Origin of the sequence: Streptomyces sp. MMG1533 (genome assembly GCF_001279775.1) — a bacterium.
Taxonomy (GTDB): Bacteria; Actinomycetota; Actinomycetes; order Streptomycetales; family Streptomycetaceae; genus Streptomyces.
Map to the genome: position 1 here is coordinate 52425 of NZ_LGDG01000100.1, position 18917 is coordinate 71341.

17 protein-coding genes are annotated in these 18917 nt (G+C 69.4%); 13 read left to right on the forward strand and 4 right to left on the reverse strand.

Annotation, left to right across the window (positions count from 1 at the left end):
- Positions 1 to 150 precede the first annotated feature (150 nt).
- From ADK57_RS12185 to ADK57_RS12205, 5 genes are all read left to right on the forward strand, one after another.
- On the forward strand, positions 151 to 1056 hold the full coding sequence (locus ADK57_RS12185) for an ABC transporter substrate-binding protein (RefSeq protein WP_053749425.1): 906 nt from the start codon (positions 151 to 153) through the stop codon (positions 1054 to 1056).
- Positions 1053 to 2042, forward strand: coding sequence for an amino acid ABC transporter permease (locus ADK57_RS12190; RefSeq protein WP_053749426.1), 990 nt, complete (start codon positions 1053 to 1055; stop codon positions 2040 to 2042). Before ADK57_RS12185 ends, ADK57_RS12190 begins: the two co-directional genes overlap by 4 nt.
- Positions 2039 to 2824: an amino acid ABC transporter ATP-binding protein gene (locus ADK57_RS12195; protein ID WP_053749427.1), complete on the forward strand. Its 786-nt coding sequence runs from the start codon at positions 2039 to 2041 to the stop codon at positions 2822 to 2824. Before ADK57_RS12190 ends, ADK57_RS12195 begins: the two co-directional genes overlap by 4 nt.
- A 69-nt stretch (positions 2825 to 2893) precedes the next feature.
- Positions 2894 to 3646, forward strand: a complete 753-nt coding sequence (locus tag ADK57_RS12200; RefSeq protein ID WP_063785945.1) for a gamma-glutamyl-gamma-aminobutyrate hydrolase family protein — start codon at positions 2894 to 2896, stop codon at positions 3644 to 3646.
- Positions 3643 to 4950: a hypothetical protein gene (locus ADK57_RS12205; RefSeq protein WP_053749429.1), complete on the forward strand. Its 1308-nt coding sequence runs from the start codon at positions 3643 to 3645 to the stop codon at positions 4948 to 4950. Before ADK57_RS12200 ends, ADK57_RS12205 begins: the two co-directional genes overlap by 4 nt.
- Positions 4951 to 5601: 651 nt before the next feature.
- Here ADK57_RS12205 and ADK57_RS12210 read toward each other — a convergent pair.
- The 4 genes from ADK57_RS12210 to ADK57_RS12225 all read right to left on the reverse strand — a co-directional run bounded on the left by ADK57_RS12210 (position 5602) and on the right by ADK57_RS12225 (position 11135).
- Positions 5602 to 6336, reverse strand: a complete 735-nt coding sequence (locus tag ADK57_RS12210) for a glutaminyl-peptide cyclotransferase (RefSeq protein ID WP_234390146.1) — start codon at positions 6334 to 6336, stop codon at positions 5602 to 5604.
- A 244-nt stretch (positions 6337 to 6580) separates the two neighbouring features.
- Positions 6581 to 8104 (reverse strand): polysaccharide biosynthesis tyrosine autokinase, encoded by a 1524-nt coding sequence (locus tag ADK57_RS12215; protein ID WP_053749431.1) that lies wholly within the window; start codon positions 8102 to 8104, stop codon positions 6581 to 6583.
- 363 nt (positions 8105 to 8467) lie between these two features.
- Positions 8468 to 10363: a DUF4012 domain-containing protein gene (locus ADK57_RS12220; RefSeq protein WP_234390148.1), complete on the reverse strand. Its 1896-nt coding sequence runs from the start codon at positions 10361 to 10363 to the stop codon at positions 8468 to 8470.
- A 112-nt stretch (positions 10364 to 10475) separates the two neighbouring features.
- Positions 10476 to 11135, reverse strand: coding sequence for a sugar transferase (locus ADK57_RS12225; RefSeq protein ID WP_078973082.1), 660 nt, complete (start codon positions 11133 to 11135; stop codon positions 10476 to 10478).
- Between the two features lie 192 nt (positions 11136 to 11327).
- On the opposite strand from ADK57_RS12225, the gene ADK57_RS12230 reads away from it, so the two are divergent.
- The 8 genes from ADK57_RS12230 (at position 11328) to ADK57_RS12265 (ending at position 18735) form a co-directional block, all read left to right on the forward strand.
- Entirely contained in the window at positions 11328 to 12329 is a 1002-nt protein-coding gene (locus ADK57_RS12230; protein WP_199830552.1) for a UDP-glucuronic acid decarboxylase family protein, read from the forward strand.
- On the forward strand, positions 12326 to 13276 hold the full coding sequence (locus tag ADK57_RS12235) for a WecB/TagA/CpsF family glycosyltransferase (RefSeq protein WP_053749433.1): 951 nt from the start codon (positions 12326 to 12328) through the stop codon (positions 13274 to 13276). Before ADK57_RS12230 ends, ADK57_RS12235 begins: the two co-directional genes overlap by 4 nt.
- Entirely contained in the window at positions 13273 to 14085 is an 813-nt protein-coding gene (locus ADK57_RS12240) for a class I SAM-dependent methyltransferase (RefSeq protein ID WP_234390150.1), read from the forward strand. The genes ADK57_RS12235 and ADK57_RS12240 overlap by 4 nt, the downstream gene beginning before the upstream one ends.
- Before the next feature lie 5 nt (positions 14086 to 14090).
- A complete protein-coding gene (locus ADK57_RS12245; RefSeq protein ID WP_159050045.1) occupies positions 14091 to 14765 on the forward strand; it encodes an FkbM family methyltransferase in 675 nt (224 codons plus the stop codon).
- Positions 14765 to 16024: a glycosyltransferase family 4 protein gene (locus ADK57_RS12250; protein ID WP_078973084.1), complete on the forward strand. Its 1260-nt coding sequence runs from the start codon at positions 14765 to 14767 to the stop codon at positions 16022 to 16024. The genes ADK57_RS12245 and ADK57_RS12250 overlap by 1 nt, the downstream gene beginning before the upstream one ends.
- On the forward strand, positions 16018 to 17232 hold the full coding sequence (locus tag ADK57_RS12255; protein ID WP_234390151.1) for a glycosyltransferase family 4 protein: 1215 nt from the start codon (positions 16018 to 16020) through the stop codon (positions 17230 to 17232). Before ADK57_RS12250 ends, ADK57_RS12255 begins: the two co-directional genes overlap by 7 nt.
- Positions 17233 to 17376: 144 nt before the next feature.
- The gene (locus tag ADK57_RS12260; protein WP_159050046.1) at positions 17377 to 18168 is read left to right on the forward strand and encodes a class I SAM-dependent methyltransferase; all 792 of its coding nucleotides are present in this window, start codon (positions 17377 to 17379) and stop codon (positions 18166 to 18168) included.
- A 168-nt stretch (positions 18169 to 18336) separates the two neighbouring features.
- A complete protein-coding gene (locus ADK57_RS12265; RefSeq protein WP_053749437.1) occupies positions 18337 to 18735 on the forward strand; it encodes an oligosaccharide flippase family protein in 399 nt (132 codons plus the stop codon).
- Positions 18736 to 18917: the final 182 nt, after the last annotated feature.

An 18917-nucleotide genomic window follows, 5' to 3' on the forward strand; every position in this document is an offset into this window, starting at 1 on the left:
AAATCCTAGGCCAATCGGATTAGGACGGCCAGCGTGTGCGGATTGAAGAATTCCCCGCAACAGCTCGCACCGGGCTTCCGGCATTCGCCTTTCGGTGCCCCTGTTCATCGTTCATCCCCCGAAGTTCACCCCCCGAATTGGAGACCTCACATGGTCAGAGTTCGCCTTGCCGCCGCGATCGCGGCGGTCACCGCGGGAACGCTCCTCACCGCCTGTAGCGGCGCATCGGACACCTCCACGAAGCAGACGGCGGCCACGGCGACCGTCGCGCGCGACGCCAGGGCGGCCAAGCTGCTGCCCGCACGTTTCAAGAGCGGGATCGACGTGGCCAGTGGCGTCTACGCGCCAATGGAAATGCTGGATTCCCAGCAGAAGTTCACCGGGTTCGACTACGACCTGGGGCAGGCGCTCGCCGCCAAGCTGGGCGTGTCGTTCAACTTCACGAACCAGGCGTTCGACAGCATCATCCCGTCACTCCAGTCCGGCAAGCACGACATCATCATGTACGGGATGAACGACACGCCGGAGCGGCAGAAGAGTCTGTACTTCGTCGACTACTTCCACGCCGGCATGGACATCCTGGTGAAGAAGGGGAACCCCGAGAAGATCGGCAAGGTGCTCGACCTGTGCGGCAAGTCCGTGGCGGTCGCCAAGGCCACCACGCAGGCCGATCTCATGAGGTCCCAGGCATCGGCGTGCAAGGCCGCCGGGAAGAGCCCGATCACGGTGGTCGAGCTGCCCAGCGAGGGCGACGCCCTGGTCGCCGTCCGCGCCGGAAAGGCCACCGCCGACGTCCTGGACGCCGCCGTCGCCGAGTACAACGCCCGGACAGCGGGCAACGGCAAGGAGTTCGACGTCGTACGCGATCCGGCGCACCCCACGGGATACGCGCCCGTCTACACCGGCATCGGAGTGCTCCGCAAGGACCACGACCTCGTGCTCGCCCTCAAGTCGGCACTGGACTCGCTCGTCGAGGACGGCACCTACCGACAGCTCCTGAAGAAGTACGGCCTGACGTCCTATGGCGTCACGTCCGCGAAGGTGAACGCCGGATGACGGCCGCCCTGTCCGACCTCACCGCCGCAGGCGCTGCCAGGACGCATGACGTGGCTGCCGCGCCCCGCCGCCACCCGGGGCGGTGGATCGCCGCCCTGGCACTGGGACTGCTGTGCACGGCCTGGGTGCTCTCGCTCTGGGGCAACCACAACATCGACCACGCCACGATCGCCGACTTCCTCTTCGACGGACGGATCGTCCAGGGCGTCCTGCTCACGGTCGCGTTGACCGCCTGCTCGATGCTGCTGGCCACGGCGCTCGCCATCATGCTCGCGGTGATGCGGCTGTCCGCGAACCCCGTTCTGCGGGTGGTGTCATGGGCGTACACCTGGTTCTTCAGGGGTACGCCGCTGCTGGTCCAGATCGTGTTCTGGGGATATCTCGGCCTGCTGTACCAGAAGATCGGCCTCGGTATCCCCCTCACCTCGGTCCAGTTCTTCTCCGCGGACACCAACGTGATCGTCACGCCCTTCGTCGCCGGCCTGCTGGCCCTGGGGATGAACGAGGCCGCCTACGCATCCGAGATCGTCCGTGCCGGCCTGCTCTCCGTCGATCACGGCCAGGTCGAGGCGGCCCACTCGCTGGGCATGTCGCCCGCCTACACCCTGCGGCGCATCGTCGTACCCCAGGCCATGCGGGTGATCATCCCGCCGATGGGCAACGAGACGATCTCCATGCTCAAGAACACCGCCCTGCTCCAGCTGATCGCGGTGCCGGAGCTCTACACGCGGGCCAGCTGGATCTCCGCGCAGAACCTGAGCCAGGTGGAGCTGCTGATCGTCGCCAGCGCCTGGTACCTGGTGCTCACCTCGGTGCTCTCCGTACCGCAGTACTACCTCGAACGCCGCTACGGCCGCGGCGCCCACCGCCACCTGCCGATGACACCGTGGCAGCAGGCCCGCCAGAGTGCCGGCCGACTCCGGACCCGCCTAGCGCAGGTCGCGCACGCCGGTCCCCGCAACGCCAGGACGGAGACGGGCACATGACCATCCAGAGCCTCGGCGGCCATCGGCCGCTGGTGGAAGCGCGAGGCGTCCGCAAGCAGTTCGGCGCGCTCCAGGTACTCAAGGGAATCGATCTCGAAGTCGGGCGCGGAGAGGTGATGTGCCTGCTCGGCCCCTCCGGATCGGGCAAGTCGACCTTCCTGCGCTGCATCAACCACCTCGAAAGGGTCGACGGCGGACGCATCTACGTCGACGGCGAGTTGATGGGCTACCAGGAACACGGCTCCCGTGCCAGGGAGATGAAGCCGAAGCAGATCGCCGCCCAGCGCCGGAACATCGGCATGGTCTTCCAGCGGTTCAACCTGTTCCCCCACCTCACCGCCCTGGAGAACATCACCGAGGCTCCGGTCGGGGTAGCACACCGCAACCGGGCCGACGCGCGCTCACGCGGCATGGAACTGCTGCGGCAGGTCGGCCTCGCCGAGCACGCCGGGGCCTATCCGGCCCATCTGTCGGGCGGCCAGCAGCAGCGGGTCGCCATCGCCCGAGCGCTCGCGATGGAACCGAAACTGATGCTCTTCGACGAACCGACCTCCGCGCTGGACCCCGAACTCGTCGGTGACGTCCTGGCCGTGATGCGCGACCTGGCGAGGAGCGGAATGACGATGATCGTGGTGACCCATGAGATCGGCTTCGCCCGAGAAGTGGCGGACCAGGTCGTCTTCATGGACGACGGCATCGTCGTCGAGTCGGGTGCGCCCTCCCAGGTCATCAGTGATCCGCAGCACGAGCGGACGAGGGTCTTCCTCGACAGCGTCCTGTGACCGCGCCCCCACCCCTTCGCACCACACCGAGAGGGACCGAACCCTGTGTTTGACGTCGTTCGCCGGCCGGTGATCGCGGTAACGGCCGGGAGGGATCTGCCCCTCCGCCCGTCTGCCCTGAGGCTGGCCGAGAGCTGTGTGCGTACGCTGACGAACTCCGGCGCCGTGCCGGTCGTGCTCGTGCCCGGCATGGACGCCACCGCGGTCCGTCAGGTGCTGGATACCGTCGACGGTCTGCTTCTGCCGGGCGGAGTGGACGCGGCCGACCCGCATCCGCGCCACTTCGGTGAGGAGCTACGGCCCGAGACGGTCGTCGACGAGGACCTCGACGCGCTGGAGATCACCGCGATCGACTGCGCGACCGCCTCGGAGATGCCCGTACTCGGTGTCTGCCGAGGCTGCCAGATCCTCAACGTGGCCCTCGGCGGCAGCCTGATCCAGCATCTGGCGCCGGGCGAGGTGAACCATCTTCAAGACCTCCGGTCGCATCCCGAGGCCCACGAACTCCGGCTCGAACCGGGTTCCCGCCTGGCTGAGTTGTCCGGGTCACGAGTGCTTCGGGTGAACAGCCTGCACCATCAGGCCATCGCCCGCACCGCCCCGGCGCTGAGGGTGGTCGGCACGGCCGAGGACGGTGTCGTGGAAGCCGTCGAGGCGACCGACCCCGATCGGTGGATCGTCGGAGTCCAGTACCACCCGGAGGAGTTGACCGACCGACCGGCACACCGCCGGCTCTTCGACGACTTCGTCTCCCACTGCGCCCGGTACGCGGCCGAACGGCAGCCGGTCCGGCGAGAGTTCGCAAGAAAGCAGACCCCATGACGAACGTGAACGCTTCCGCGGCCGAACGACGTGAACGAATCCTGCGCGCTGCCGTGGTTCAGGGCCTCGTCGAACCCGACGATGCCGTCCTGGCCGCTTTCGTCGACCTCGACGGCGTCGCCGCGAGCGTCGCGGCCCTCCATGCGGCCTTCCCGGACACCGTGAGCGTCCTGCACACCTTCGCGGCGAAGGCGAACTGCCTGGTTCCCGTGCTGGAGGAACTGCGTACCCTCGGCATGGGCTGCGAGGTGGCCAGCGCCGGCGAACTCGCTCAGGCCCTGGCTGCCGGATTCGCGCCGGAGCAGATCGTCTTCGACTCCCCGGCCAAGACCCGCTCGGAGTTGACGCAGGCTCTTGAGCTGGGTGTCGCGGTGAACGCCGACAACTTCCAGGAACTCGCCCGCATCGACGAGATCCTCGCGTCCCGTCCCTCCGCCTCCCGGATCGGCGTACGCCTCAACCCCCAGGTCGGAGGCGGCGAGATAGCGGAGATGAGCACAGCCACCGCGACCTCCAAGTTCGGCATCCCACTGGAAGACGACGGAAGCCGCGGGCGCCTCCTGGAGGCGTACCGCGCTCGCCCCTGGCTGACCTGGGTCCACGCACATGTCGGTTCGCAGGGCTGCCCGCTGGAACTGATCGCCGAGGGCATCGCCCAGGCCGTGGCGTTCGCGGACGAGGTCAACCTGAAGCTGGGCCGACGCCAGGTGACCGGCATCGACATCGGCGGCGGCCTCCCCGTCAACTTCCTCGACGACGAGACCACTCCCGCCTTCGAGGAGTACGTCAAGTGTCTTCAGGCCCATGTGCCCGCCCTGTTCAGCGGCGAGTACCGGATCGTCACCGAGTTCGGCCGGTCCCTCCTTGCCAAGAACGGGTTCACCGCCGCCTGTGTGGAATACACGAAGACCTCCGGCGGACGCCCCATCGCCATCACCCACGCCGGCGCCCAGGTGGCGACCCGCACGGTGTTCATGCCGTCGTCCTGGCCACTGCGGCTCACCGCACACTGCCCCGACGGGAGCCTCAAGACAGGTGAACCGGTATCCCAGGACATCGCCGGCCCCTGCTGCTTCGCCGGCGACCTGCTCGCCCGGGCCCGTCCGCTGCCGATGCTCGCGCCCGGCGACATCGTCTCCCTCCTCGACACCGGCGCGTACTACTCCTCCACCCCCTTCCACTACAACAGCCTTCCCGACCCCGCCGTCCATGGAGTGCGCATCGATCCGCAGGGGAACATCGAGTTCCTGCCGCTGCGACCCGCGGAGACCATCCGGCACGTCCTCGCACGGACCGGCTGGTGAACGGCGCGTTCGCGGAACTGGAAGGCGTGCCGGTCGGCCGGTCGGCCCGAGGGGAGCGAAATGCCGGCCACGTAGGCGCTGAACCGTTCGATGCCGACCTGTTCGAGCCGTGCTGATTCTGTGCTGACCTGGATCTCTTGGACGCTCGTTTCCGCAGGTGGGAGCGCTGCGGTGAACGTTCCGCTTCAACGTCTGGCGGGCGACCTTGGCACCGCGTCGCTGATCTGGCGAACGTACAGGTCAGAAGGGGTCCGGCTGTTCGAGGCCGGGCCCGTGTGCCGGCTGCTCGGCTGGTCCGAGTCGACCTGCTGCGCCCGCAAGCAGCGGCCGAGGCCGGCCCGGAAGCTCCGTGACGGGCAGCTCATGCCGCTGGGCGGTGGGTCGTGTGCGGCGGGCGAGTGGGGCGAGTGCGGCAACAGGGGTGCGGCCAAGGGTTGGCCGGCTCCGCCGAGGCCGGCCAGCCTTCCCCAAGCGAGGTGGCGACGATCGCTGTGGCCGCTGCGGCGGCTTCCGTGGCGGGGAAGCGCATGGCCTGCGGGAAGCGCACCGCCTGCGGGATCCGCGCCTGCCCTCCCCTGGGCGCCGGTCGCCCCCGCGCTGATCCGTCCCCGGCCCGTCAGCGCGTCCCTGCCGACCGGACCGGAGACCGGATCACCTGGCGACGAAGACCACTCGGAACATCTTCGGCCACCATTTGCCGGTGAGCAGGAACTCATCGGTGCCGGGGACGGCGGCGATGCCGTTCAGCACCTCGGCGTGCTGCTGCTCCTTCGAGGTCAACAGACCTGAGGCATCGATCTGAGCGGTCACCGCGCCGGTGCCCGCGTCGACGCGCACGATCCGGTGGGAGGGCCAGACATTGGCGTACACACTGTCGCCCACGCATTCCAGCTCGTTGAGCTTCGGCACCGGACGGCCGTGGAGGGTGACGACGAGTTCCCCGGTCGGGGCCAGCGTCCGCGGGTCCCGGAAGGTCAGCCGGGCGGAACCGTCACTGGTGACCAGCCGCCCGCGCCCCGGCTGGTGGCATACCCCCCAGCCCTCCTGCGCGTAGGGGAGACGACGCAGCTCGGCCAGGGTTCCGGCGTCCCGTTCGATCGCGGTGTGGTCCCGCCAGGTCAACTGCCACAGCGTCGGTCCGAGGACGGTGACCCCCTCCCCGAACAGCGGTGCCGGCAAGTCGGCGCGGGCGGTGGGAGGCCGGCCGGGCGGGCCCACACGGATCGACGACTCGCCGACCATGCCCGTCCCCTCGTAGAGCGTTCGCCCGGCCATCTCGAGGCCCTGTGTGTAGGCCTTCGGGTCATGGGGCAGGACGTCGAGGACCCTGACGCCGAGTTGCTCGACCCGCCCCGCGGCAGACCCGGCCGCGGCCTGCGTTCGCACCGGTGAGCGCCCGTCAGCCCCGCACGACGTAAGCAGTGTCGCGCCCACCAGGGCCGCGGCCGCGATGGCCGGGAGCATCAGGAGCCCACGTGTCCGTGCGGACCGCGCCATCGGCCGGGAGACGCGAACCGCCGCGCCGGATTCCCGGCGCCTGCGAATGCCGGGCCGACGGCGCGACGCCCGCCGGACGCCGACGCCCGGGCCGGCCATGCGGTCCCGGGCGTCCGCGGCGTCCCCCGTTCGCTCAGTGATGCTCTCCGCCTTCCTTGGCAGCCGTCGGGGCGGTGTCCTCCCTCGCCGGTGCGGTCGGCGAGGGGAAGGCGCCGATCGTCGTCGGCCTGCCGCGGTGGCGGAGCCAGCGCCGCAGCTGGAGCCGGAGCCGGTCTCGGCGTCCCGAGGTCCTGGGCCGGTACGCGTACCCGTAGCCGTACTGCTCGCTGTCGCGCTTGACGGGCACCATGTTGAGGATGCTGCCGAGCACAGTCGTGCCGACGTCTTGCAGGGCGCGCACGGCGTCGGTGAGCTGGCCCCGGGTGCTCTTCGCGAACCGGGCCACCAACAGGTAGCCGTCGACCGCCGAGGCCATCGCCGGCGTGTCCGCCACCGGGAGTACCGGCGCGGTGTCGATCACCACGTGGTCGAACCTGTCGGCGAGTGAGCGCACCACGGTCCGGAACTGCGCCGAGCCCAGCATCTCCGCCGGGTTCGGCGGCAACTCCCCGCTGGCCAGGACCGAGAAGGAACCCGCCGACTGCATCACGTCCTCGGCGTTCGCCTGGCCGATCATCACGGTGGTCAGTCCGGCGTCCTGTACCAGGCCCAGCGTTTGGGCCACGTTGGGGCGCCGCAGGTCCGCGTCGACCAGGCAGACCGAGGAGCCGAACTCGGCCAGGGCGGACGCCAGGTTGATCGAGACGCTCGTCTTCCCCTCGCTGGGCACCGCGCTGGTGACCGCGATGACCTTGGGCGGAGCGTCGATGTCCACGAACCGGAGGCTGGTGCGCAGCCGTCTGAAGTCCTCCGCCCGCCGACCGAACGCGTCGTCCTCCGTCGCCACCGGTTGTCGGGAGACACGCTGGTCGAGGACGACGCTGCCGAGTACGGCCGGTCCGCCGGCGTCGGCCAGACACCGGGTCAGGTCGCTGCGGCTGCGCACCGAGGTGTCCAGCGATTCGCGCGCGACCGCCAGGCCGGTACCGAGGCTCAGACCGGCCACGAGCCCGAGCGTGAGGTTGAGCACCGGGTTCGGGGAAGCCGGCGCGGTCGGGATGTCTGCGGGCTCGGTGACGCTCAGCCGGACGGGCGAGAGCTGGGCGCCCTCAGGTCGTTCGATCTCGGCGATGACCTGGGCGAAGCGCCGGGCGATCGCGTTGCTGATCCGGGCCGCCTGGGACGGTTTGGTGTCCGTGACGGTGATCTTGAGAAGTACCGTTTCCAGGGGTACTTCCGTGGTGATCTTTCGGGCCAGCTGTGAGGGCGTCATGTCCAGGCGCAGAAACTCGGCGACCGGCTCGGTCACATGGGGGCTGGTGACCACTTCCGCGTAGGAGCGGACGCGAGCCTGGGCGAAGGTGTTGCCCTGATTGAGCTTGACCGTGTCGTCCCAGTCCTGAAGGGACACGAAGAGCGTCGAGGTGGCCCGGTACTGCGGTGTGGTGGCGTTGGTGACGAACGCGCCGACCGCTGTTCCCAGCAGGCCCAGCGCCGCGATGGCGCGCCAACGCCTGACCAGGAATCGAAGGTAGTCGGACAGATCCAAGGTATCCATCCCAGGTGTGCAAGTGGGCAACAATATGGGACATTCACTAACTTAGTGATCATATCCGTGATGTCTGGTGGAAACGTGCAGGAGTGACCGCCTTCCGCCCAGGTGGCCGGAGCCGTGTGCAGTCAACTCCCGTATGTGTGTTCGGTGATCGTTCATCCGTCACCGAACACGCGGGTCCGTCGGCCGCGTTGTGGCGTGTGAGACGGCCCGGGGGATCCGTCGCGCCCCCGCGTCCTGGACCCGCAGCAGCCGGGCGACTTCGCGCAGCGTGAAGCACGCGACAACGCCCGCACGGGGGACAGCCGTACGGCCTCCATCGGCCTGTCGGCACGACGTCCGGATCCATGCCGCCGAGGAGGGGAATCAGCCGACGCACGGGCCGTTCGGGAGCACCGTGGCCCGCAGGGGATGCACCAGCGGCTGACGCAGCACGATGGGAGAACGGTCCCCAGGCCGCTCCAACAAGTGGAGTACGAGGGTGCGCGTGCCGTGCGCGGGCAGCTCGACATCGAGGGTGAAGACCGGGTGGCCCCGCTCGGCGCCGTGGCTGACTTGAGTGGGGCGGCCGTCCAGGGTGGCACCGGACAGGGTGGCCTCCGCACTGGCGTAGTAGGACACCAACAGGCGGTTGTCACCCGGCCGGGTGTCATAGCGGGGAGCGTCCACCCGCTGGACGACGTACGGCGGTAGTCCCCGCACCGGAGCGCGGTTGGTCAGGCGGACGGTCACGGTGACCTCGCGTTGGCCGTCGAAGCACCGGCCCGGTGCCCACACGAGTTGGCGGTCGAGGTAGTAGTCGAGCTTCGTGCCCGCCGCATTGTTGACGACCAGTCCGGCCAGCGGAGCGGATCCTTCGGGCAGCGCTCCGCCGAACGACCGCCCCAGGAGTTCGCGCTGCTCCGTCGAGTGGGCACTCCACGCCTTGATCCGTCCCTCTCCCAGCTGCCGGTGCAGCGCCGAGAAGAGGGCGGTCCGGCGCGGTGGGTCGGTCGCGGCACCGAGCAGCCGGAAGGCCACCGCCCGCGCCATCTCGAGGAAGTACGCCTTGCGCCGCTGGAAGTCCGGCTGGAGCGCATAGCTGGCGCGCTCACTGAGATCCACGATGTTGTGGGCGGCGACGACGCTCCCGTCGCGCAGCCGGGCAGGGCCGGAGGCGGCGAGGAGACCGGAGACCGCACCGGGGTCCAGGCCGAAGGCACCGTCCACGGTCTCGCCACTGTGCCGCTGCCACGCCGCGGCCCAGATCCGCGCCGCGTACGGGAAGTGCGGGCTCATGTTGGAGTTCACCCAGGTCCGGGTCGGGGCGCCGGGGCCGTAGAGCCCGTCGAAATCCGCTCCCAGGTCGATGTCCGCATACGCCTTGCTCAGTTCGATGTCGTTCCCGAAGTACTCGAAGCTCAGTCGGCCCCGGTCGGCCCTGAGCACCGCGAACGCTCCGGGGAGCCCGCCCGTTCCACGAGCCTCGGCGGTGTTCTCGAACACCGCCAGGTACCGCCGGGGTCCCTCCGCTCCGAGCATCGAGGGCAGCAACCGGGCCGCCGCGGCGGCATCGTGGGTGAGAGGGGTGAACCGATCGAGCTGTCGGGCGAGTTCGGTGCGCGCCCGGTCGGTGGCCGGCAGCCAGGTGCCGTGAGGGAGGTCGTCGACATCGGCGCGCACCCCCGACGCGCTGCGCGAGGCCTGTTCGAGAAGGGGAGCCACACGGCGCAGCGCGGAGAGGTCCAGGTGCCGGCCGTCGTCCGTCCCGGTGGAATCGAGTTCCGCGACGGTGCGGGCCATGGGGGAGAGCACGTCGTGGGTCAGCCGGTCGGAGGCCTCCGCGATGCCGCGTACGGTTCGGACGGGGCCGCCGAGAACGGGCAGATGGGCGGCCGGGAACCAGGCGGGGCCGGTGGTGAGCCGATGCGCCCGGGCGGCATGACCGGCGGCGCTGCGCACCGCGTCCTGCGCTGTGGCGGTCGGCGTCGTCGGCGTGGCGGCCGCGGTGGCCGGGTGCTGCCGCCGCAGAGCCTCCAGGCTCCGCTGGGCGGCCAGCAGTTCATTGCGGGCGAGCAATCCGGTGACCGCGATCCAGGCGGCACCGGCCAGGAGCAGTCCCGCCGCGGCGTACAACGGAATCCTGACGCGACGGTCGCGCAGCCGACGGACGATGACGACGGGCAGCACCCGCTCCATCCACCGGCGCGGAAACCGCCCGGCCCGCTCCGCACTGAGCGGAGGTTCCTGCACCCGCGACGCACCCCGGCGAGTCTCGGACATCTGGTGTCACTCCCTGCCTGATCTCGTTCGCTGGGTCCCGTGGCCCGCCCTCGCGCCACGCCCTCCGGGGCGCCGGGTGTGGATGTGAGCCTCCGTGCGCGTGGGCGCCGGCTCAGTAGGCGCCGTCACCGCGCAGCACGGCGGGGAGGGTCCGCCAGAGGATCGCCAGGTCCAGCCTGATCGACCAGGTGCCGACGTACTCCAGGTCCAGGCGCAGGGCCTCCTCCCAGGTGAGGTCGGACCGTCCGCTCACCTGCCACAGTCCGGTGATCCCGGGTCGGACCAGCAGGCGGCGGCGGGCCTCCCCGGTGAACGCCGAGTCCGCGACCGGGAGCGGACGGGGACCGACCAGGGACATCTGTCCCCGCAACACATTGACCAACTGCGGCAACTCGTCCAGGGAGTAACGGCGCAACCACCGCCCGACCGCGGTCACCCGCGGGTCCTCGCGGATCTTGAAGAGATGCCCGTCCGACTCGTTGCGCACCTCCATGGCCGCGCGCAACCGCTCCGAACCGACGTGCATCGTCCGCAACTTGAGGACGTGGAACTCCTTGCCCCGCCAGCCGGTGCGGCGCTGGCGGAACAGCAGCGGACCCGGAGAGTCGAGCTTCACCGCGACGGCGGCGGCGAGGAGCACCGGCGCCACCAGCAGGAGCAGGGCTGCGGCCCCCACACAGTCGATGGACCGCTTGGCGACCCGGACTCCCCAGTGCGCCCGCTCAGACGGAGCCGGCCGGTGATGAGCCGTCTTCGCAGTGGATACCGGCATTCCGCATCCCTTCGCCTTCTACGGCAGAACGGGTGAAACGTGCCCTGACTGGGAGCATTTAGACCCGCACGACGTCTCAATTGGAGCATTTCTGACTAATGAATAGAAACACGACATCAATCAGAGCTTCGGCAATGACACCGATGCTTGCCCTCGTCCACCAGCCTGGGCGGGGCGGCCGAGAGGACCTGCATGCGTGCAGTAGTGACGGGTGGGGCCGGGTTCATCGGCTCCCATCTGTGCGAGCGGCTGCTTCAGGCGGACAACGAAGTGGTCTGCGTGGACAACTTCCTGACTTCCGGCCCTGAGAACATCGAGCACCTCATGGGCGACCGGCACTTCCGCTTCCGCCACTGGGACATCACCCAGGGCGTGGACGAGCCGGGGCCGGTGGACGCCGTCTTTCACCTGGCTTCACCAGCCTCGCCCGCGGACTACCTGAGACTGCCTCTGGAGACTCTCCGAGTGGGCTCGGCCGGCACCTGGCACGCCTTGGACCTGGCCGCCGCCAAGGGCGCCCGCTTCCTGCTGACCTCCACCTCCGAGTCGTACGGCGACCCCCTGATCCATCCTCAGCCGGAGAGCTACTGGGGACATGTGAACCCCGTGGGCCCGCGTTCGGTGTACGACGAGGCGAAGCGCTTCGGTGAGGCACTGACGATGGCGTACCGCAGGAGCCGCGGTGTGGACGCCAAGATCGTGCGCATCTTCAACACCTTCGGGCCGCGGATGCGCCCGGACGACGGACGGGCGGTCCCCACCTTCATCCGCCAGGCGCTGAGCGGGGAGCCGATCACGGTCACCGGCGACGGCAGCCAGACCAGGTCCCTGTGCTACGTCGACGATGTCGTCGACGGCCTGCTGCGCATGCTGGCCGGCGACCACTGCGGACCCGTCAACCTGGGCAATCCCCACGAGGTCTCCATGCTGGAGCTGGCGCAGTGGATCGGCAAGCTCACCCGGTCCCGCTCCGAGATCACGCTCACCCCCCGTCCCCAGGACGACCCCGAGCGACGGCGTCCGGACATCGCCCTGGCCCGCGAGCTGCTGAACTGGGAGCCCACGACTCCTTTGGAGCGCGGTCTGTGCGACACCATCTCGGACTTCCGCCGGCGCCTGGTCCTCGGGGAGTTCGCCGGGAGCGGCCCGCGGCCCGCCGGTTCCACGCCGAGCTCCGAAGCCGCCCGCTCATGACCGCCCCTCCGAGCAGTCCGACGACATCGGTGACGGCGGCTCCCGTGGTCGAGTGCCTCGGTGTGCCCATCACCGCGCACACCCGCGACAGTGCGGCCCGCCATGTCGTCCACCTGGCCGGCCGGATGCGCGAGGCACGCCATGGGCTCACCGACGGACCCGGCGCCGCCGGCCACCAGCGCGGCAGCGACGTACACCTGTCCAACGCCTACACGCTCGCCCTGGCCGACCGGGACCCCGAGCTGCTCGGCATCCTCCGCTCGGCCACCCTCAACCTCCCCGACGGGCAGCCGGTCGTGTGGGCCAACCGACTGCTCCACCGCAGCGCCGCACTGCCGGGCACACGTGTGTACGGCCCCGATCTCCTCCTGGACGTCTTCGCCCAGAGCCAGCACACAGAACTGAGCCACTATCTCCTCGGCTCCACCCCCCAGGTGCTGGACGCCCTGCACCGGGAGCTGCGACGGCGCTACCCCGGGGCGAGGATCGTCGGCACCTGCTCACCGCCCTTCCGCCCGTTGACAACCCGGGAACTGCGGCAACAGGCGGAGGAGATCCGTTTGGCCGCGGCGGACATCGTCTGGGTCGGACTAGGCACGCCCAAGCAGGACCACTGGGCCGCCGAACTGTGCGACGCACTGCCCGTGGTGGCCGTGGCCGTGGGCGCGGCGTTCGACTTCATCGCCGGTAACAAGCCGCAGGCACCGCACTGGATGCGGCACAACGGGCTGGAATGGCTGTTCCGGCTCGGCTGCGAACCACGCCGCCTCTGGCGCCGTTACCTGTTCGGCAACGCCCGCTTCGTCCACGGGGTGGTGCGCCAGGCCGCTCGCCCCGTACGAGCGGACGGCGGTGCGGTGTACGCGCCGTCCGATCGCCTGAATTCGGGCCGACTCGTCGGCCAGGGCCGGGAAAATCCCGCCAGCATTCCTAGAGTGCGGCCATGACGATCACTCCGGTCACACCCTCGATGGGGGAGCTGCAACAGCGCGAGCACGGAGTCGGGCACGACTATGCGGCGGGCTCCCCCCACATTCGCCACCACACGATTCGCGACCGGCTGATCGAAGACCTCCACACCCTGGTCCAACAGGTCACCGACCGGAACGGCCAGTGCCGGGTACTCGAACTGGGAGCCGGGCACGGCACCTTCACCGACCATCTCGTGGCCGCGGGCGCGCAGGTCACGGTGACGGAGATGAGCGAGCCGAGCGTCCGCTTCCTCCGGAGCCGCTTCCACCGCAATCCCCGTGTCACCGTGATCCACGACAAGGACGGCACCGCGGCCTGCCAGGCCGGGCCGCTCGACGCCGTGGTGTGCGTCTCCGTGCTGCACCACATCCCCGACTACCTGGGCACCGTCAAGCAGCTCATCGAGCGCATCGTTCCCGGCGGCGCGTTCCTCAGTGCCCAGGATCCCCTGTGGTACCCGCGCCGGTCACGGGTGTCGCTGAGCCTGGACCGGAACGCGTACTTCCTCTGGCGCCTCGGCCAGGGTCAGCTCCGCCGCGGCCTCGCCACCCGGCTGCGCCGGCTACGCGGCGTCTACGACGACGCCAATGAGGCCGACATGGTCGAGTACCACGTCGTCCGCGACGGCGTCAACGAGGATGCCCTGCGGGACCTGCTCGCACCGGCCTTCGCAACGGTGGAGGTCCGGCGTTACTGGTCCACCCAGTCGGGGTTGCTTCAGGCCGTCGGGGAGCGCCTCTTCCCGCCGACGACCTTCGGCCTCGTCGCCACGGAACGCGTGTGACGCACATGGCAGCGACACACCTCACCCGGCGGATCAAGCTGAAGACCGCGGAGGCCGTCGTGCCCTGGCTGACCCGGATTCTCCCGGGTCACGGTCTGGAGCGGTTCGGCAGCGCATACGGAGGGTGGTGGGTTCCCACCGACCTGATCGGCGAGGATTCCGTCGTCTACGCGGCAGGTGTCGGCGAGGACGTCAGCTTCGACCTCGCCCTCATCCGGCGCTTCGGGTGTGAGGTCTGGGCCATGGACCCCACACCCCGCTCGGTCGCTTTCGCCGGAGGAGTCACCGAACCGCGATGGCATTTCCTCCCCTTCGGATTGTGGAAGGAGGACGCGGTGCTGCACTTCCATCCACCCGCCGATCCCGCGCACGTGTCCCACTCCGCGACCGAGGTCCGCGGTCATGGGCCCGGATTCGACGCCCAGTGCCACACCTTGACCACATTCATGAGGAAGCTGGGGCACCAGCGGGTCGACCTGCTGAAGATGGACATCGAAGGAGCCGAGGAACCAGTGCTTGACCGGATTCTGGCCGAGGGCACACTGCCACGAGTTCTCTGCATCGAATTCGACACTCCGCAAAGCCCCTGGGCCCTGCGCCGACGGCTCCGCCGACTGGAGGACGCCGGTTACGTGGTGCGCCACGCGGAGGCGCGCAACTACACCCTCACGCACCGCTGATGGCCCCCGGTACGGATTTGCCGCACGGCTCCTCACCTTTGCGCGTCGCCGTGGTGCACAGCTTCTACAGCTCGGCCACTCCCAGCGGCGAGAACCAGGCCGTGGCCGATCAGCTGGCAGCCCTCGCCGGGGCGGGCCACGAGGCACACCTCGTGGCCGCGCACACCGACGAACTCAGCCGCTCCCGGTTCCACCCGTTGCGTGCCGCTGTCACCGTGAGCAGCGGGCGAGGGCGTTCCCCGCTGGCCGACCTGCACAGGCTGCGTCCGGACGTGGTCCATGTGCACAACCTCTTCCCCAACTTCGGGAACTCCTGGCTACGGCGCTGGCACGGCCCGATCGTCGCCACGGTGCACAACTACCGGCCGCTGTGCGCAGCCGCCACGCTGTACCGGCAGGGAGCGATGTGCACCCGGTGCCCCGACGGCGACCGGTGGGCCGGGCTGCGGAACGGCTGCTACCGCGACTCGTCCGTGGCCACCGCGCCACTGGCCTGGGCCGGGCGCCGCGGAGCCGTCGCCCATCCACTGCTGCGTCGCGCGGACCGTGTCGTGGTGCTGTCCGCCACCAGCCGTCGGATGTACATCCGTGCCGGAATCGAACCGGAACGGCTGGACCTGGTACCGAACTTCACCACCGAGGCCGCACTCCCGGCCCCTGCGGAGACGTTCCGGCACCGTACCGGCACGAACGAGGCCCCCTGGGTCTTCGCCGGGCGTCTGAGCCCGGAGAAGGGCCTGATGGAGTTGCTGGCCCGCTGGCCGGCCGGAGAACGGCTGGATGTGGTGGGCGACGGTCCCCTGTTCGACGACTGCCGCCGGGCCGCACCACGGGCGGTCCGCTTCCTCGGAGCGCTCGAGCACGCCGAACTCCGGCGGCGACTGCCCTCCTGGCGGGGTCTGGTCTTCCCCAGCCGCTGGCTGGAAGGCGCCCCCCTGATCTATCCCGAGGCACTGGCCGCCGGGCTCCCGGTGCTGGCGTTCGTCGGTTCAGCCGTCGCGGACTCGGTACGGGAACAGGGCACGGGCACCGTGGTGCACTGGAACGAACCACTGGACGCCGCGCTCCGCCGTGCCGCCGAGTGCTTCCCTTCGCTGCGCCCCCACTGCCGGGACGTGTTCCTGCGTCATTACACGGAACAGGTCTGGGCGGAGCGCATCGAGGCCGTGTACGCCGCCGCTCACGCGCACCGTGGCGCCCCCCGGCACGCCCCGGCCGTCGTCGGCCGGGCGAGCACAGCGAGGGACACGACATGCTGAAGGCCGGCCACCCCCCGAGGATCGTGATCGTCCAGCCCTACATCCCCAGCTACCGGACCGGATTCTTCGAACGTCTCAGGAGTGATCTCCAGGCCGAGGGGTGCACCCTGGACGTGATGCACGGTCCTCCGCCACCCTCCCATGTGGCACGGCAGGACGCTTCGCACTGCTCGGGCGCGATCCGGGTCCCGGTTCGCCGTCTCGGCGTACCCGGGGGCCGGTCACTCGTCTGGCAGCAGGTGCACCGACGAGTGGCCTCCGCCGATGTCGTCGTACTGGAACAGGCGTTGCGCAATCTGGAAGCCTATCCGCTCCTTCTCCGGCAGCAGTTGGCGCGCGTGACCGGCGGTCTCACTCCGCGTGTCGCGCTGTGGGGCCACGGCCGTACGTACACCAAGCCGGTGAGCCGCCTGGAGACCGCAGCCAAGGACGCCCTCACCCGGCGCGCCTCCTGGTTCTTCGCCTACACCGAGGGCGGAGCCGACCACCTCGCCTCCTGGGGCTATCCGCGACAACGCATCACCGTGGTGCGCAACTGCGTGGACACAGTGGCGCTCGCCGAGGTCCGCGAGCGTGCGGGAACGCCCGGGACCCAGGAGTTCGCCGACGCGGCGGCGCTGCGGGCGCGCCACGGGCTGCTGCCCGGACGGACAGCCCTGTTCGTGGGCGGGCTGGACGCTCCCAAGCGGGTTTCCCTGCTGCTGGAGTCGGCTGGGCGCATCGCCCGCGCCCTGCCGGGATTCCGGCTGCTCGTGGCGGGGGACGGTGCCGACCGTCCCCTGGTGGAGGCCATGGCCTCCACCGCCAAGAGCCCGGTGGTCTCCCTGGGGCACCTGACGGGAAGACAGGTAGCGCTGCTCGGAGCGGTGTCGGACATCATGCTGATGCCGGGCAGAGTGGGACTGTGCGCCGTGGACTCGTTCGTGCTGCGGACACCTGTCGTCACCACGGACTGGCCCTGGCACGCACCCGAGTTCGAATACCTGCGGAACGGGCGCAACGCCGTCATCACCTCCGACGACCCGGCGGTGTACGCGGCGGCGGTAAAGGCACTGCTGACCGACCGGGCCCGTCTGGCCTCCCTCCGAGCGCGCTGCCGGGAGGACGCCGCCGCCTATACGACCGACGCCATGGCCACGCGTTTCTGCGCAGGGCTTCTCCGGCTGCTCGGCGAAACGCGAAAACACGCGTCGAACAAGCCGCGGTGAGGCAGTGAGTCGCATTCCGACAGCGCCACGACGCCGGGAAATCCGCCACCCAACGGAAACTCGGCGCGTGGCGTAAGGATCATTCCATAAGGCCGTGACAGACTGACCGGGGCTTGGGATTTCACACGCCCGGGAGGAGGAGCTGTGAAAAGCGGAGTTGATTTGCAGCGCGCCGCGATGGCGGAAATCTGCAGCACCCGAAACGACTGGTCCTTCCACTCGACCAGCGATCCACTGACCCGTTTCCTGCGCGACCGGCGGATGCGGGCCGCGCTGCATATGCTGCGCATCAGAGGGCTGCTCGATCCGGCGAAACAGAGCGTGCTGATCGTCTGCGGCGGTGTGGGCGGAGAGGGTGTCTTCCTGAGCCGTTACGGCTTCACGGACGTCACGGTCAGTGATCTGTCCGAAGAGGCGCTCGCGGTGTGCCGCAGCCTGGAACCGAGACTTCGAACCATGCCTCTGAACGCGGAGAACATGGCCGAGATTCCGGATTCCAGTTACGACCTGGTCCTTGTCCAGGACGGCCTGCACCACTTGCCGCGTCCGGTTCTGGGTTTCACCGAGATGCTTCGGGTGGCCCGGAGAGCCGTCATCGTGATCGAGCCGCACGACGGTCTGGTGGGAAGGCTCATCGGCACCGAATGGGAACGGCACGGAGATGTCGTCAACTATGTCTTCCGATGGAATCGCTCGATCCTGAACCAGGCCACCCGCAGCTATCTGCTGTGCAAGCAGGCGATCGTGCTGCCGCGCAGGATGTGGGACCACAACGTGGTCGTCGGGAAGCTGGCACGCCGCTTCCCCGAGCGTTGGCGCCTGCCGGTGGCGAAAGCCGTCTACCAAGTACTGCGTCCCGTGAACCGGCTCGGCAACATGATGGTCGCGGTGGTGGTGAAGTCGGACGGCGACCCGACACATCGGAGCGGACGGTGAACCTTGCACAGCGGGCTCACGTCAGCATCAGTGCGAGACCCTGTCTGAACCGGGGCCGTGCAACGAGCAGTTCGGGCGCCAGAGGCTCATCCGGGTCCACCCCCGCAACGAACCGCGCCCGGAACCGATTGCGATGTATGCGCCGACCTGCCGGTCAGTTGTACCGTGATGATCCTGGGTGCGCCGTCCGGTAGGCCCAGATCGAGCGCGGCCAAAGGGCTGCGATGGACGCTTTTCGGGACGTTCGCAACGTTCGTAGCCCAGTTGGCGTATAGCGCGGTGATGAGCCGGCTGCTCACACCGGGCGACTTCGGGTTGCTCGCGCTCGCCCTGTTCGTGCTCCGCTTGCTGAGCCACTTCGCGCAGAGAGGTCTGAGCTCGGCCATCGTGCAGCGTCCCGTTCTGGAAGCACATGATCTCCGGGCGACTTTCACCCTCAGTAGGACAACCGGACTCGTCGCCCATGCGGTGCTCTGGATGCCGGCGCAGTACGCCGTCGCAATCCTGGGCGCTCCCCCGAGCCTGGTGGCGGAGTACTGCGGTATATCGGCCTCCTGTCCGCGCTGACGGGGAGTGGGATCTGGAGCCTGGTGTACGCAGCCATCGGCCAGTCCGCACTGATGACGCTCGGGAGTTGCACGTTCGCGCGGCATGACCTTCGACTGCTGGTCGGCCGTGGCACCTCCCTCAACGCCACGGGAGCCTCGTAGCGTTGCGGACTTCGAGACCCTCACCCGATCAGTGGCCAC